The organism is Mycobacterium adipatum (assembly GCF_001644575.1).
Taxonomy (GTDB): Bacteria; Actinomycetota; Actinomycetes; order Mycobacteriales; family Mycobacteriaceae; genus Mycobacterium; species Mycobacterium adipatum.
The window spans coordinates 1,264,175-1,278,965 of the sequence record NZ_CP015596.1; the positions used below are offsets into that span (position 1 = coordinate 1,264,175).

Below are 14,791 nucleotides of genomic sequence, written 5' to 3' on the forward strand. Positions count from 1 at the left end.
GATGGCGATGCTGCGGGTCAGGGGCTCTCACCGTTGACGCTTTGATGCGGATAGCGATCGAAAGCAATGTTTCCCATAGTCATAGGCGGTCGAGCTGCGCGGGTGAGATTGGCTGCGGTCGACCAGTTCTGGCACCTACCGCCAGCCGCGACGCCTTGATGGAACGTAGCTTTCGATGAGTCTTAACAGTGCTATTGGACAAGAGAGGAAGCGGCGATGGCGAGGATTGAAATTCCCTATCCCCACAGGAGAGGAGGGCACTGTGGTTCCGGTGCGCTGCGTGACCTTACTGAATGGGCACAACTAGGATGGGGGACAGAAACACTCAGTGAAGGATTGGTCTTCACCCTCGGCGGAGCCTTGGACTTCTCGTACGTCCGCTCTACGCAATTGTTTCCCCAGATCTACCTGGTAGGACGAGGAAGCGACCTGGAAAAAGACTACCTCTCCCGAGTTGGTGCAAACTGCGTAGTGCGATCGACCGATGACGCAGACGTGGGATGGTCATTTGTTACCGACGAAGTCGACAAGGGCCGACCCGTCATGGTCTGGGCTGACATCGGCGAACTTCCTTACCTGCGCGTCCGATTGCACATGAGCCGTCACGACATCGTCATCACCGGATATGATGACGAACAAGGGGTTGCCTATGTGGTCGATAATGACCGCGAGACCACCCAAACGGTGGCTTATGACGACCTGCGCCGGGCGCGGTCCTCGGTAGGGTTCCCTACACCGACCCGGCACACCACATATCACGTCGACTGGCCGGAGCGAGTGCCCGACCTTGGGCCGATTGCCGCCACTGCATTAGCCGCGAGCGCAGCTTTCATGCGCGGCGGTGCCGTAGGTGCGCCGCTACTGCGCATCGAGGCAGCTGAAGTCGAGGCCTCCGGTTTGAAGGGTGTGCAGGAGTTCGCCGATGACGTACGGCATTGGCCAACGGTGTTTGATGACGACGCCCTGACCGCGGCATTGTTCGGGCTCGGGGCGTTCATCGAGAAAGCCGGAACCGGTGGCGGGCTCTTTCGTATGCTGCAAGCACAAGGTTGCCAGAATATCGCCGATCTCCTCGGGGACGCCGCCGCAGCCGAAGCGGCGGCCGCGGCCCGACACGCTTCCCAAGCGTGGTCTGAGCTTGCGGCCGCAGCCACCGATGCCGGCACATCGCTACGGAGTCGTAGTCTCGCTGCGGCCAAAATCGCCGCGACGATCCCGGACTCCGAAACACGCCTCGTCGAAGCCCTCGAAACGGCCAGTCGATCCGTTGGCACTGTCGATACCGGCCTCGAGGCTTATCTGAAAGGCTATCTGTGAGCGACACTTCAAACGAATCGAGTTTCCTGGAGACAACTGGGTTCCTCGATTGGCAGCACGACGATGTACAGCGCTTCACCGAGGACGCGGTCGGTGACGTTCGTGACCCTGTGCAGAAGGCGAGGTTGATCTTCACCGCTGTGCGGGACAGGATTTGGTACGATCCCTATAGCACCGACGACGATCCCGAGCATTATCGGGCGAGCTATGTAGCGACAGCGTCGAGGGCGTATTGCATACCGAAGGCGGTGCTGCTGACCGCGGCAGCTCGTGCGGCGGGCATTCCGGCCCGGCTCGGATTCGCGGACGTGCGCAACCATCTGCAGACCACCACATTGCGTGCCCGGATGGGAGGTACCGACGTGTTCGTCTACCACGGATATAGCGAATTACAACTCAACAACCGCTGGGTGAAGGCCACTCCGGCGTTCAATGCCGAGCTCTGCGCGCGATTCGGTGTACCTCCGATCGACTTCGACGGCCACACCGATGCGCTCCTCCATGCCTACGACGGTGGGGGAAGCCAACACATGGAGTACCTCAACGACCGCGGTTGGTACCACGATCTCCCCTTCACCGACATCGTTACAGAGTTGCATCACCGGTACGGCCCGCTCATGGCTGGCGCTGGAGCCCAGCGTGACGCCTTCTCCCAGGAGTTGTGAGGCGCTGCGGACTGTGTGCCAGTTCATTGTGACGCGATCTGGCCGGCTATGAATACACTGCAGTCCAAGGGATTACGGGCAGGACCAGATAGCCGACAGTGTCCTAATCGGAAGGTGTGTCGCAGCGATGATCTCGGCGGGCTAACGAGTCCTACATACATATCTACCGGCGATCAGCCCAGTCGACGCCGGCGCAATTCTTCAGTCGTGTGGTGAACCACGCGCTACGAGGGTCTATTTAGGAGGGTTTCGTCATCGAAGAGCAAGCGGAAGAAGATTCGGCCATCGCATGGTGGCATAGCTTTCAGGATCGTGCTGTCGCCGCCGACGGCGACTACCTTGATGCGCACCACCCGTGGTGCCTTGGTTGCGGCACAGACAATCCGCACGGTCATCGCCTGCGAGCGCGTCGGCATGGCGACGGGGTGGGTGCCAGGCATATCTTCGACGGCAGACATCGCGGCGCACCCGGTATCGCACATGGCGGCGCAGTCATGACCGTACTCGACGACATGGTGGGCATGTTGCTGTACGTCGTCGGTGAGATGGCCGTCACCCGCAGGTTCGATACCGAGTTCTACGCGCCGGTGTTGCTGGGGGTCCCCTACGAGGTCAGCGCGGAGCTGGTGTCCAAGACCGGCCGGAAACTCGAAGTCCGGACAGAATTGCGCGAGGAGACTACCGGTCAGCTAGTCGCGTCCGCCTCAGGGTTATTCGTCGTCGTCACGATGGCGCACTTCACTAGTTCCATACAGAAGGCGACTTCGACACCCTGCATTGTGCGGTCACCCAGGGAGGGAAGATGCTGAGCACCAGCCTTGGAGGTGGCGCACGGCTGGCCGCGCGCGTTCCACGTCTCTTACCCCGCTCGACGCAAACATCATCAACGCACTCATGTACCTGGTCGCCGAGGATCACCTCCACCAGACGGCGGCCACGGGTCAGCGCCGTCGTATTCGACGGCCCGCGCCCGCGCACAGGAGACCGGTCATGAGCACCTACGGCCTGTCGGTTCTCGGCGCGGATTTGAAGTCACTGGCCCAGACCGCACACGCCGCCGATGCGGCCGGGTTCGACGCCGTATGGGCCTCGGAGTTCTACTCCCGGTCGGGTTCGATCTCCATGGCCGCGATGGCCAACTGCACACAGAACTGCCGGATCGGTTCCTCCATTCTCTACGGCGTCGGCCGAAGCCCCCTGGTGCTGGCCACCGAGGCGCGTGATCTCGACGAACTCTCCAACGGACGGCTGGTGCTGGGCATCGGCAACGGCACCAAGCGGATGATGAGCGACTGGCACGGCGTGCCCGACACCTCCGCGCCCGCGCTGCGGATGGAAGAACTCGTGATGCTGCTGCGCCGGATATGGAACCTGCATGAAGGCCCGATCCATCACGAGGGTCGTTTTTACAGAATGAATCTCACGCCGACCGGCGACGTGGGACCCTCCAGCCGGCCGATCCCGATCGTCACCGCCGGTGTCCGGCCTCGGATGTGCGAGGCGGCCGGGCGGGTGGCCGACGGGCTGGCCGGACATCCCCTGTTCACCACCACCTACGTCGAGGAGATCGTCCGGCCCGCTATCGCCAGGGGTGCCGCGCAAACCGGCCGCGACCCCAATGACGTGGAAATCATTTCCATGGTGATGTGCGCCATCCACGACGACGCCGAGGTCGCCAGGCGCGAACTGGCGCAGCAGATTGCGTTCTACTCCTCGGTCAAATCCTACGAGACGGTACTTGATGTGAACGGCTTCGCCAGCGAAGGCCGAACCATCCGGGAAGCATTCGCCCAGCGCGATTTCCCGGCGATGTTCGCCGCGGTGTCCGAGGAGATGATCGACACCATGGGCGTCGCGGGGACGGCACACGAGGTCCGTGAACAGCTGAGACGCTACGACGGCGTCCTCGACCACATCATGCTGTATTCACCATCGGTTGGCATCGCTCCCGAGCGCGTGCAGCAAAACCTCGACAGCATCATTCGGGAATGCTCGCCCGCCTCGATGTCGCCAGGGCAGTCCGGTCCACGTTCAATCTGATCCACGCATTGCCGCCGAAGTTGACCCGTCCCCGTCCGCGGTCGCATTTAGTGCGTCTGTCGCGCCGACCCCGCCGACGGTTGTGCGGCGTTGTTGAGGATGTTGGCGTCGTCGCTGTCGGGGAGGTCGTGGCGGACCACGCGTACCCGCCCCCGGGGTAGGCATGCCATGTAGCCGTGGCGCTTGCCGTACAACTCCCATGCCGTTTCCTCGGAATCGGGGTCGACGTCGATGCTGTGTCCACGCGAGAACCTCAGGTGTAGCCCTCCATCGTCGCCGGACCAGGCCTGAGTGCACACCGCGCCGGCGAGGTTCAACAACGGGCGTTCGTCAGTCGCGATCTTGAGTGGATCGATGCGTACCGCTTCTGCGGGATACGGGTCGACCGCAGGCAGTGTCAGCAGCAAGGGGCACGAGATGACAATCTCGTTGTAGTCGTCCAGGTCCAGGACCAGGCCGTCGCGCACGGAGACGCGTTGCACGACACAATTTTCGATCCATTGGGTATACATGGCACTCTCCTTCGCCGCGTCATCGAGCCTCGCCCTAAGGGTACTTCAGGTAGCGCTGCGATACTACTAGTATCGTTATGCGGTTTCCGCGGGTCGTGCGCGGCTGGTCACCACGCGCCGAGTGGCCAGGTCGATGCGTTCGCGAGTATCGGCGGCCGACGCTCGGTGGCCACAAAAGGCCACGAGGTTGGCCAGCCACACGTCGGAGATGATCGCGGCGATGTGTAAATCGGCTGGAGTCGGTTCGCCGCCCCTGAGCGTGCGGGCCAGCAGGGTCTGAATTTCGGCGGCGGCGCAGTCTAGTTCTGCGGCTGCCCGGGTGTCTGCAACGGCGAACGCTCGTGTCATGGCTGATGTCAGCCAGGGATCGCGCTGCCAGCGGTCATGTAGGTGTGTGGTGAGACGTTCGAGCCGTTCCAATGGCGTGCCGTCACCGCTAGCCCAGTCGTCAGCCGAGTCGAGTCGGCGAAACTCGCGCGATAGCGCCGCCACCAACAAGTTGGTCTTCGCCGGGAAGTGGCGGTAGAGCGTGCCGACGGCGATACCGGCCCGCTCGGCGACCGACCGCATCTGAACCGCCTCATAGCCACCTGACGTGGCCACGAGCAGGGCCGCGTCCAGAATCGCTTCCCGGCGCTGGGTGGATGAATGCGAGGCGGGCGCTACAGCGGTCCGCGTCCGGCCGCCGGCTGATTTTGCCTCCAGCGGTCGGGTTTTGCCATGGCTGCGAGAAAGGGGGAGCGTCATGGTCGCCCGTCGTCGAGGCCGCCGTGACGTGAGAACTGTTCGAGAAGGCCGCCAAAAGCACTGACGTCGCCGTGCGCAGCGAAGTGATCCTGGCTGACCGCGACAAATACCGCAGTGGCGGTGAAGCGGTTGGCCCCATCGGAATCAGTGCCCGTCGCCATGACGTGCAGAGCCCGTCCTTCGCGGCACCGGATGTGGGCGGTGATCCTGTGGGGTTGATGCAGAGGTACCGGCCGCAGATACTCCACTGTCAGGCTGCGAGTCACCGCTGGTGTGCCGGCGATCCACAATGTGAATCCCAAGACGTCATCGCACGCCGCCGCAACTGCTCCGCCATGGGCCAGCCCAGGAGCCCCGATGTGGCGCTCGTCGAAAATCACGTCGGAGTACACCGCGTCGCCGCGGCGGTGCACCACCAACTGCAGTCCGTGGGGATTGTCGGGGCCGCAACCCATGCACGTTGTCGTGTGCGAAGGTAACCGCTTCGGCAGCGACGCGCTTTCCGGCACAATCACGCTCCAATACTATCGGTTTCGCTTCGATACCGTTAGTACCACACTGCTAGACTGCCAGGACAGCATCGCGTGAAATCGACCGCCGAGGTGAATGAGTGAGCGACAGTCAGCCAGCGCCGGTCCCTGACGATGACGTGGACCCGCGGCGAATCCGGTCTCGAAATCGACTGCTGGATGCAGCCGCGACCCTTCTGAGCACTGGCGGCGTGGAAGCCGTCACGATCGATGCCGTCACCAAAGCGTCCAAAGTGGCCAGAACCACGCTTTACCGCCATTTCCAAAGTTCGTCGCACCTGCTCGCAGCCACGTTCGAACGCTTGCTTCCCCAGGTGGCGACTCCGGTACCGACCAGCGGCCCTCTGCGTGACCAGTTGATCGAATTGCTAAGCCGCCAAGCCGCTCTTTTCAACGACGCGCCACTGCATGTCACGACGCTGGCATGGCTGTCCCTTGGTCCCACCGGCCCGACGAACGAAGCCGATGATCGACACACATCCGGCGCGTTGCGGGCCCGAGTCGTCGACCAGTACCGGCAACCGTTCGACGCCATACTCTCTAGCCCGACGGCGCAAGCCGAGTTGGAGAACTTCGACCGAGAACTGGCGCTGTGCCAACTGGTCGGCCCACTGGCGTTTGCCCGGATGACCGGGATTCGCGGCATCACTCACGACGACTGCGAGAACCTCGTCGATGGCTTTCTCGCCGCCCACTGCAAGAGCGACGATGGCGAGACCAAGCGCGTGAAGGCCGCCAGTCTGCATGCAGGGCGACCGCTCGCATAGCCCTCTAGCGGCAACGAGTTTCACTGCGCCCAGTCTGGCTGGTCTTCGAACTTTCCTCTGCACTCCAGTCACGTCGGCGATGGCACCGGCGAAATGTTCGCCGTCACTCGCTAGGGGCCGTGCACGCAGATCGCAGGCATGCCCACGACGACTATGTCGGGCCAGGCGACGTGAACCGCCTCAGCGTTCGCAGTGCGGTTGCTCGCGTTGAGACCCCGTAGCACTTTCGTCAATGGCATTGCGGATCGATGCGTGTTTATCGTCCGACGAAAAGTGATCGTGCTGGCCCCAGAGTGCAAGAGGTGTGTCGGAATTGGAGGAACTGGCTGGCAGGGATGGCTTGGTGGCAAGCGGGGCGGGTTACTCGGCAGTGACGACAGCGGCCGGGGCGCGCCATCGGAAGTGACGCTGAGCGACGCGCGGAACTGAGACGAATGTGGCTGCGGTCGTGGACGAAACCTCGTGTTGCTTCGTAGGTTGTCGACATGACTGCTGTGTCGAAACTGGAGGCGCGTCGTCGCGCCGTCGAGGCGCAACGCCGAGCGAACGAAGTGCGAGCGCAGCAGGACCGTGCCAACGCCGATGACGCGACCGCCGTTCGGGCGTTGATCGGACGCCTGCAGGATGTGGACGAATGGCAGGCCCGTCGCGTCGCGCAGTCTCGCCAGCAAGCGGAGGCGGAGGCGCAGCGCAGGCGCAGCCGCTATTACGCGGAAGCCTGTGCATCGATCAAGGACATGCGGGAACGTGGCGCGACGTTGGCGGCTATCGCCGAGCTGGTCGGTGTTGATGTCAGAGAGATACGCGCGCTGCTGCGCAGCAAGGCGGCGAAAGCCGTTAAGAAGCAACCGGCTGCGCGCGCTGATGCATGGCGCGACGCTCGTGTGGACACGGAGTGGCCGCGGTGCGTGCGATGCGATGTGTTGATGATGGATCCTGAAGACAGGCCACGTCGCGGACGCTGCCGGCTCTACTGCTCGGACACGTGTCGGCGCGACTCATCTGCTGCACGCATGGCTGCCGAGCGCCACGGAACGCCGATCCGCGTCGTCGAGGTGCCGAGGGCCGGTTCCGCGACCGACCTCGCCCTGACGCCTGAAGATTCACCGGCTCCTGTCCCTGTCAGCGCGCTCGACGCCGCAGACATTGCCTCCCGGGACGAGCGGGCGCTGTGCACGCTGCTAGCGAGGCTCACGGAACGGGCACGGCACAAGGACCTCGACCGAGCGACTCTGACGGCGGCGCGTGATCTCGCCAAAGCTGTTTATCCGTATCGCGCCTGAACGGCTCAGCAACCGTATCGATCATCTGGTCGTCAACGCCCGTTGTGCCCGCGTGATGCGCGCTGCGTAACCTGGGTCACGTGGCAGATAACCCGCCAGGCAATCGATGTGCGTCCTGCGCAACATCGGCATCGGCGTTGCCGAGCGCCCTAGGGCGGATCCGTCGCCAGTGAGCGCAGTCGCTCGTAACCTGCCTTCTGACTCCGCGATCCGGCCGGGAGCGGACCGCGGCGTGCTTCGATAGGTACGTGGGGCCACCCTCCGAAATCAGCTGTGCGATTGGTGAGGCGGACACCCCGAGTGGGTCTATGCAAACCGTCCGCGCTCGAGAGTCGGCGCTTCGATGGGTACCGACGCGCGATAGAGTCGCACGGGGCATTTGTCGACCGTGAGGAAATGGATTGGTTCCCAAGTAATCCCGGCGGCGTTCAATGACTTCCGATGGGACTTCCATTCGTCGCGAAGCGGTTTCTTCTCCGACGGTCCGAAGCGGACGTCTGTCAGCACGAGTAGTCGCACACGCTTCGGATACAGTGTGGTCCCCTCGACGATCTCCAAACGAAGCTGTTCGACGTCATCGCACCAGTCCTGCGACTTCTTCGCCTTCGAAATGAGTTTGCGCAGAGCTTCGAATACCGGACCGGCAAGCGCATCGTGCACAGCAGGCCGGCCAAGTTTGCTGGCAAGGCGCTGTCCGAGAATGAGCTCGTCCTCAATCGAGGCGAACCCCACGACCGGTTCCTGCGCAGCGAGCAAACCCTTGCTGACCGGAACGATCGCGCGCAGGTCCACGGCCCAAACCGCTCCAGGAACCGGAGGCTCACTTAGCCAGACGTAGTCGGAGAGCTGATGGTCTTTGATCTGCTGGACCTTCTCCGTCGAAAAGACTGAGATGTCGCGTACCGGGCATGCCTGCACCAGCGGATGCCGCATCCCGGGACCGCCCGCAATGTCGCAGGTCTGTGACACCACCGCGGCATACCCGCTGTCACTCAATGGTGCTGACCGAGCACGCACCTCACCCAACGCTCCATCGGCAGCGGGTTCTCCGGTTACAGGGTCGTCTACCCACGCTGGGACGATCCATGCGCCGCGATCCATCGGGAGAAGATGCCCTTGCCGCCACCGCTCCAGAGCGAGAAGCGTGTGCGGGGGCCATCGCTCCGGCAGGAGTCGATCAATAGTCACCGGGCGAATCCGTCCTCGACGTTCTCGGTCACCACCGGACCACCGGTTCGAATGATCGGTGTCTCGACGTGTTCGGCGATCCCCTCGTATACCGAAGTGCCGATCTCTCGCCGAGGGAACGGCGTCCGATCCACAGCCAGGTCAACGAGGTCGTCGAACCGGCCGTCGAGTAGTGCGGAGGCTCGCTTCTTGTCGGCACGCAGCCACCTGTTCATCGGCTGGTCCAGTGTGCTGCGGAGGTCGTCGACGGCGTCCGCCAACTCCCACAGTCCACCCAAGCTGGCTACACGGGGCCGGCTGGCGGGGGGCTTTGCCGCCCACGAGTGGAACGTGCGCTTGTTGATGCCGGTGGCCTTGAACATCTCCTTCTGCGTTAGGCCCAGTTCGGCTCGGATTCGTTCGAAGGCATCAAGAACATCGACCGTCTCGTCGACCTGTTGCTCGTCGGACAGCACCGTATCGATGAATGTATACGGCATCGTCAACCACAGCGCCGAGCCCGGAAGGTTCATCTGCCCGTCGAGACTCTTGAAAACTTCGACGCGAACCTGATCCCATCCGCACGGGTCGAGGGCTCCAGAGAAATGCGCGACGACATCCCGCAACCCCGGCGATGAACTCATCTCCACGAACGTGCTGGACCAGAGTCCGTCCTCGCAAGGGGCCGGGTACAGGCCCTTTTGTGCTCGGGCCCAGGAAGGTGACCGGAGCACGCGGGAGCCGGTCGGCTGCTGCTCCATGATCGTCATTTCGCGCTCCCTTCTCGAAGCTCTTTCAGGTAGGTATCGGTAACCGACGCCTGAAAAAGTGACAACGAAGTGCGGTTCAGCCGCTCCGCTGAGATGACGACCTCTCGCACGTCGAACGTGAATGAGGAGTGGCGGAACACGTCCGTATCGAGTAGATACTGCACGCACTTGCCCGAATCATCGCGAACTGGTCCATGCCGCAGCAACGCGCCGTGATGATCATCAAGCCGGATCTCCACCTGCTGTTGAGCACCTCGAACACTGCCGCCGAACACTGGGTTAAGCACAGGGCCCAGAAGGGTGTCGTCGATCCGGCCACGCCAAGCCTCTGCAGAGTTGAACCCACTGTCATGGAAGCGGTCGACGTACCGCAGACCGATGCGGTGCACCAACGATGGCTTGACTAACCGTCCGAGAGATTCGACCAGAACGGTTAGCGGAGCCTTCATGCTGGTACGCCACCGCTCGTAGCGGTTGACCTGCATGATCAGGATGTCGGGCATGAGCGTGACGTGTGCTCCGTCCGCGGAAGCAATTTGCCACCCACTGGACTCCGCTGCCACCTGGGAAACGCCGTTGGCCCCGAAGTCGATCCTCATCTGCTGTTGGACGGTGGGTTGAATGCTCGGGAAGTCCACCCCCGTGTTCTCCACAAGGTCGTCCCGGAAAGCAGCGGCGACCTCCGGTGTGATCTCGTCGGTACGGGCGGTATACCGGATCTCGATCACTGCGACTTCGAGGGGAGCGTTTCCGAGCAGGGTCGGATCGGCCGAGGGCAGCCCCCCCAATGGAACGTCCTCAGCTGGGCGAAGTGTGTGTGGATCGATGGTCATACTGTCCTGTCCATAGAGATGCACCTTAGATGCACCTACCGACAAGTGTAGGCGCTATCGTCAGAGATGAGGAGCAGGAGAGGCAGCGGCCCCCGGTCCGGAAATAGCGAACGCGGCTTCAAGGGATCTATGCGCCGCTCGATCGCATCTCGTCTGTCGACACGGGAGTGCGAAAGGCCATTTCGAAGCGGATGGTGCCGCCGCAAAACGGAACCTACCTAAGGACGGCTTAGGCGCAGTGTGCTGCTCTGCCGCCGTTGGGCCGGCCCGCACGCCGTCAGAGAGCCATTTGCCCTTCCAACACCGTGGGCTGTCAACGCGGCGATCTCGGCAGGTAGGTCAGCCACGAAGCGGAGCTCCAGTTCGTCGATTGCGTCTCGTCGCGCCGCTTCGAGAAGCAGGGTCGCATCGTCACGATGGGGGAGAACTCCGTGATCGCGCGCATAGCGATCTGTGACGGTATCGATGAGATCGTCCAACGAGGTGGTGAGAAGAAGCGCATCGTCGCCGGCGTGGCGCTCTGCGAACTCCTCGCGGCGTTCGCTGGACCATGTTGCTGGATAAGAAAGATCTGACAGATACAGCTGCTTGATGGCCGCCTCCAACTGGCCTGACCACCCGTAGTCAGGCCAGTCGTGGATGACCGCCTGGACGATCGCGTCGAATTGCGTGCTCACGAAGACCACTCCTCCCGTTGAGGGACCTGGTCCAGATTCTGCCCGATGGTGCCGACGCCGCTAGCCCGACAAGCGCGGTCACGACGCCTCGACGTCTAGATCGTCGGCTGAATGACCCTTCGGGACAGTCTGGCGGTGCGCGGGCAGCTCTTGAACAGAGGACGACTGCTCCCGCGGAGCCGAAATGCGCGAGGGACGCGAGGATTGCGAGTGTTGTTTGGCCGACACATCTTTGTAGGGCGGGTAGACGGTCCACAACAGGACATTCCGATGATTTCGAGCGCCATCGTCTTCGATCGCCCAACCCAGACTCCGTAGCGCGGGTGCGTGCCGTCGTAGGACGGCCGTGACATCCCGCCCGTTCCGGGGCCACTCCTTCGGCCTGCGCCAGGTGTCGCCGGTTGGCGTGACTGTCGCCAGCAGGTCGCCTCCGGACTTTGCGACGAGCGGTTCCCGGATGTGCAGCCGTAGCTGTTCGATGAACGGGTCGGCGGACAGGCTGTCTTCGGAGAGTTGATTGGCGCGTGACAGGTAACGCCGGAAGCCATGGGTCGACAGAATCTCGTCAACGGCCGCCAGCGTGCGACTGAAGTCCGCCATCCGTGGCGACACGTCGACCGAAATGGTTTCCAGCCGTTGATGGACGACGGCGGCCAGATCGAGAAGCCCGCCCAAAATCCCTGGTAGAGCCGTGCGCCACTGTTGTCGCATCGTGGCTTCCGGTTGTCGCATGTGGCGATCAATGCGTCGCAGGTCGACAGTCGCCAGTCGCTCCGCGAGGTCGGGCCGCACTGCTCCGACGTCGATGCCGTTGATGATGACGCACCGCCGAAATTTGATGACTGCGAGATCGGAGTCTGTGTACAACGCCCGTTTGACGTTGCCGTCGCCGGTGGCGGCGCGGCACAGAGAATCCGACAACCACGGCGAGATAGTCGACAGGTTGTCCAAGGCAACGACCCACGAACCGGAGGCTGCAGTGACCCACGAGTCGGCGTCACGCGGTGCCTGCCGCAGGGGGACCGGTGACGGGTCGATGAGATCGACCAGCATGCGCGTGGTTGTGCTCTTGGCGCTGCCCTGCTCGGCGAACAGCGCCAAGATCGGGTGGGGGACGTCCGTCTGGACAAGAGCGGCAACGAGGGCAGCAAGGAGGACCGGTCGGTCTTCAAAGTCGACGTTGACGAAATCCCAGAGCTTCTCGACATTCCCGCCCTGAGCCGGCAGCGGCATCGCCCCGGTCAACTTGGTACGCAGAAAGCGCACAGGTGCCCGTTCGGTGAGCGTCCACCGGCCCTGTCGGATACGAATCGTCTGGACATCGGGCCGTCCGGTGTCGATGTAAATGGTGCCGTCATCGTCAGCGACGCGGAGGTTGAGGCGTTCGGGCGGCTTCGTGGCAGCCAAACCTTCGAGGATCAGGGTGGCGTCAGTCAGCGCCTGGCCGCCGGCGACCGCGCCGGTTTCGGCGAAGTACCGTGCGGCGAGGTCGGCGCGTAGACCGGCCTTGCCGGCGCGGAGCAGCATCACCAAGTGCGGGCGGTCGCGGTCAGCGCCGAACGGCTCGCCCTCTTCTGAGAGCCCGAGCAGGTAGCGTTCCTGTGCCATGCTGACCAAGCGTGCGGCTACCGACTTCTTGTCCGTCTCGGTGTTGTCGCTCATAGGATTTCCTGCATACGGTGCTTATGCAGGCTGCGTTGACGAGCTATTCTCATGTGGAACTTCCGTGTCGGATGATCAGGTGGTTCGAACAAAGACCTCGGCTAGGCCCCGGGGTCTTTTTCGTGGGTGCGGTTCACGCGGCGTCTCCGCCTCCGCGCCGGGTTGCGCTTTCTTGCTCCGAGATCCATCGCAGCACTTCGTCGCGCCGGTAGACGACTCGGCGGCCCAAGGTGAAACTGGCCGGTCCGATGTCGCAGTGGCGCCAGTAGCGGAGAGTTCCAACGGGAATGCCGATGATGTCTGAAACCTGTTTGGCACTCAGTAGATCCATGTAGCTGCTCCTCAATAGTGGGTTCTGTCAACGAATCCAACGGTGGTGGTGGCGCCCTGCATTTGTCCACCAGTACCCTCAACTTCGCCTATAAATTGGCTCCAGTCGAACGATTTCGTCGGCTGTCGGTGGTCGGTGGGAATCTGGCACCCAACGGAGGTGGCTCACATGCAGCGACGAAACCGCCGCGCCGGCGTCGAGGACAGGTGGCGTCGATCGGACGGGACCCCTGCCGCGCGCAATGGCAAAGGGCGCCGATGGTTGGCCCGGTATGTCGATGATCAAGGCGGTGAGAACACCCGTTCGTTCGACCGCAAGGTGGACGCTCAGGCCTTTCTCAACGAGATCACAGCCGCGCAGACGATAGGAACCTATGTCGCGCCAAAAGCCGGGCGCATTACCGTCCGTGAATTGCACGCCAAGTGGCTTGGTACCCAGGGCCATTTGAAGGAGACGACGGTTGCGACACGCGCGTTCGCATGGTCGGGCTACGTCGAAGGCCGGTGGGCCGCGGTCGCAGTAGCCGACGTGCAATCGTCGGATATCAGGGCGTGGGTGCAGCAATTGGCGGCGGGTGGAGCCAAACCGGCCACCATCGAGAATGCGCTTAGCGTCCTGAGACAGATTCTGGAGATGGCCGTCGACGATCGACGGATCCCCCGCAATCCGTGTATGGGAGTGAAGTCGCCGCGACGACAGCACCGAGCACGGGGCTACCTGACGCACCGGCAGGTGGAACTTCTGGCCCGCGAGGTCGGCGAGTACGCCATCGTTGTTCGATTTCTGGCCTACACCGGGTTGCGCTGGGGCGAGATGGCAGCGCTGCGGGTGGAGTCATTCGACATGCTGCGTCGCAGGGTGAATATCCGTGAGGCGGTCGCCGAGGTGAAGGGACGTGTGGTGTGGTCGTCGCCGAAATCCCACGAACGTCGCTCGGTGCCGTTCCCGGCGTTCCTGGCCGAGCCGCTGGCCGTGCTCATGATGGGTAAGCGGCGTGAGGACTTGGTGTTCACATCGCCAGGAGGAGCACTGCTGCGAGTGTCGACGTGGCGGCCGCGGGTCTTCAACGTGGCCGTCCAACGTCTCCAGGCAGCAGACCCGGCGTACCCCACCGTGACACCGCACGACCTTCGCCACACGGCGGCGTCGCTGTCGATCAGCGCGGGGGCCAACGTCAAGGCCGTCCAGACGATGCTCGGGCACGCGTCCGCAGTCCTGACCCTGGACACCTATGCAGACTTGTTCCCGGACGACCTGGAGCAGGTTTCGGTTGCACTAGATGCGGCGCGGATGCGGTCTTTGGAATCCACTGCGGACCAGCTGCGGACTGGGAAGTAAGAAGGCCCCGACCAGAATTCCCGGTCAGGGCCTCTACCTGCGAACACACCAGTCGGGGTGGCGGGATTCGAACCCACGACCTCTTCGTCCCGAACGAAGCACGCTACCAAGCTGCGCCACACCCCGTGTGAAGCCACGACAGCGTATCGCAC

At 63.0% G+C, this 14,791-nt stretch carries 17 protein-coding genes and 1 tRNA gene; 7 read left to right on the plus strand and 11 right to left on the minus strand.

Annotated elements, in window-relative coordinates; translation table 11 throughout:
• The first annotated feature begins 216 nt into the window (after positions 1-216).
• Complete coding sequence (locus A7U43_RS05845; RefSeq protein ID WP_067992202.1) at positions 217-1,317, plus strand: BtrH N-terminal domain-containing protein; 1,101 nt, start codon at positions 217-219, stop codon at positions 1,315-1,317.
• Positions 1,314-1,982, plus strand: coding sequence for a transglutaminase-like domain-containing protein (locus A7U43_RS05850; protein WP_043985051.1), 669 nt, complete (start codon positions 1,314-1,316; stop codon positions 1,980-1,982). Before A7U43_RS05845 ends, A7U43_RS05850 begins: the two co-directional genes overlap by 4 nt.
• A 224-nt stretch (positions 1,983-2,206) precedes the next feature.
• On the opposite strand, the gene A7U43_RS30030 is transcribed toward A7U43_RS05850, so the two are convergent.
• Positions 2,207-2,440 (minus strand): hypothetical protein, encoded by a 234-nt coding sequence (locus tag A7U43_RS30030; protein WP_162291742.1) that lies wholly within the window; start codon positions 2,438-2,440, stop codon positions 2,207-2,209.
• 36 nt (positions 2,441-2,476) lie between these two features.
• Between A7U43_RS30030 and A7U43_RS05860 the strand changes: the two genes are divergently transcribed.
• Positions 2,477-2,791, plus strand: coding sequence for a PaaI family thioesterase (locus tag A7U43_RS05860; RefSeq protein WP_043985053.1), 315 nt, complete (start codon positions 2,477-2,479; stop codon positions 2,789-2,791).
• A gap of 181 nt (positions 2,792-2,972) precedes the next feature.
• Positions 2,973-4,022, plus strand: a complete 1,050-nt coding sequence (locus A7U43_RS05865) for an LLM class flavin-dependent oxidoreductase (protein WP_067992205.1) — start codon at positions 2,973-2,975, stop codon at positions 4,020-4,022.
• A gap of 47 nt (positions 4,023-4,069) precedes the next feature.
• Here A7U43_RS05865 and A7U43_RS05870 read toward each other — a convergent pair whose 3' ends face one another.
• The 3 genes from A7U43_RS05870 to A7U43_RS05880 form a co-directional block, all read right to left on the minus strand.
• A complete protein-coding gene (locus tag A7U43_RS05870; protein ID WP_062655118.1) occupies positions 4,070-4,534 on the minus strand; it encodes a DUF6188 family protein in 465 nt (154 codons plus the stop codon).
• 75 nt (positions 4,535-4,609) lie between these two features.
• On the minus strand, positions 4,610-5,281 hold the full coding sequence (locus A7U43_RS05875) for a TetR/AcrR family transcriptional regulator (protein WP_067992207.1): 672 nt from the start codon (positions 5,279-5,281) through the stop codon (positions 4,610-4,612).
• On the minus strand, positions 5,278-5,736 hold the full coding sequence (locus A7U43_RS05880; RefSeq protein ID WP_218620378.1) for a PaaI family thioesterase: 459 nt from the start codon (positions 5,734-5,736) through the stop codon (positions 5,278-5,280). The genes A7U43_RS05875 and A7U43_RS05880 overlap by 4 nt, the downstream gene beginning before the upstream one ends.
• A gap of 155 nt (positions 5,737-5,891) precedes the next feature.
• On the opposite strand from A7U43_RS05880, the gene A7U43_RS05885 reads away from it, so the two are divergent.
• Positions 5,892-6,578, plus strand: a complete 687-nt coding sequence (locus A7U43_RS05885) for a TetR/AcrR family transcriptional regulator (protein ID WP_067992211.1) — start codon at positions 5,892-5,894, stop codon at positions 6,576-6,578.
• A gap of 485 nt (positions 6,579-7,063) precedes the next feature.
• On the plus strand, positions 7,064-7,861 hold the full coding sequence (locus A7U43_RS05890; RefSeq protein ID WP_067992214.1) for a coiled-coil domain-containing protein: 798 nt from the start codon (positions 7,064-7,066) through the stop codon (positions 7,859-7,861).
• Positions 7,862-8,167: 306 nt separating this feature from the next.
• On the opposite strand, the gene A7U43_RS05895 is transcribed toward A7U43_RS05890, so the two are convergent.
• The 6 genes from A7U43_RS05895 to A7U43_RS29095 form a co-directional block, all read right to left on the minus strand.
• Complete coding sequence (locus A7U43_RS05895; protein ID WP_083000307.1) at positions 8,168-8,794, minus strand: hypothetical protein; 627 nt, start codon at positions 8,792-8,794, stop codon at positions 8,168-8,170.
• A gap of 251 nt (positions 8,795-9,045) precedes the next feature.
• Positions 9,046-9,672: a helix-turn-helix domain-containing protein gene (locus A7U43_RS05900; RefSeq protein WP_133052440.1), complete on the minus strand. Its 627-nt coding sequence runs from the start codon at positions 9,670-9,672 to the stop codon at positions 9,046-9,048.
• A gap of 122 nt (positions 9,673-9,794) precedes the next feature.
• Positions 9,795-10,631 (minus strand): TIGR04255 family protein, encoded by an 837-nt coding sequence (locus A7U43_RS05905; protein WP_070953156.1) that lies wholly within the window; start codon positions 10,629-10,631, stop codon positions 9,795-9,797.
• A gap of 218 nt (positions 10,632-10,849) precedes the next feature.
• A complete protein-coding gene (locus A7U43_RS05910; RefSeq protein ID WP_131822210.1) occupies positions 10,850-11,308 on the minus strand; it encodes a transposase in 459 nt (152 codons plus the stop codon).
• Between the two features lie 78 nt (positions 11,309-11,386).
• Positions 11,387-12,970 (minus strand): ATP-binding protein, encoded by a 1,584-nt coding sequence (locus tag A7U43_RS05915; protein WP_067992223.1) that lies wholly within the window; start codon positions 12,968-12,970, stop codon positions 11,387-11,389.
• 133 nt (positions 12,971-13,103) lie between these two features.
• Positions 13,104-13,301 carry a helix-turn-helix transcriptional regulator gene (locus tag A7U43_RS29095; RefSeq protein WP_062657835.1) on the minus strand — a complete coding sequence of 66 codons (198 nt, stop codon included), beginning with the start codon at positions 13,299-13,301 and terminating at the stop codon, positions 13,104-13,106.
• A 168-nt stretch (positions 13,302-13,469) separates the two neighbouring features.
• On the opposite strand from A7U43_RS29095, the gene A7U43_RS05920 reads away from it, so the two are divergent.
• Positions 13,470-14,639: a tyrosine-type recombinase/integrase gene (locus A7U43_RS05920; protein ID WP_067992226.1), complete on the plus strand. Its 1,170-nt coding sequence runs from the start codon at positions 13,470-13,472 to the stop codon at positions 14,637-14,639.
• 52 nt (positions 14,640-14,691) lie between these two features.
• Here A7U43_RS05920 and A7U43_RS05925 read toward each other — a convergent pair.
• Positions 14,692-14,765, minus strand: a tRNA-Pro gene (locus A7U43_RS05925).
• Positions 14,766-14,791: the final 26 nt, after the last annotated feature.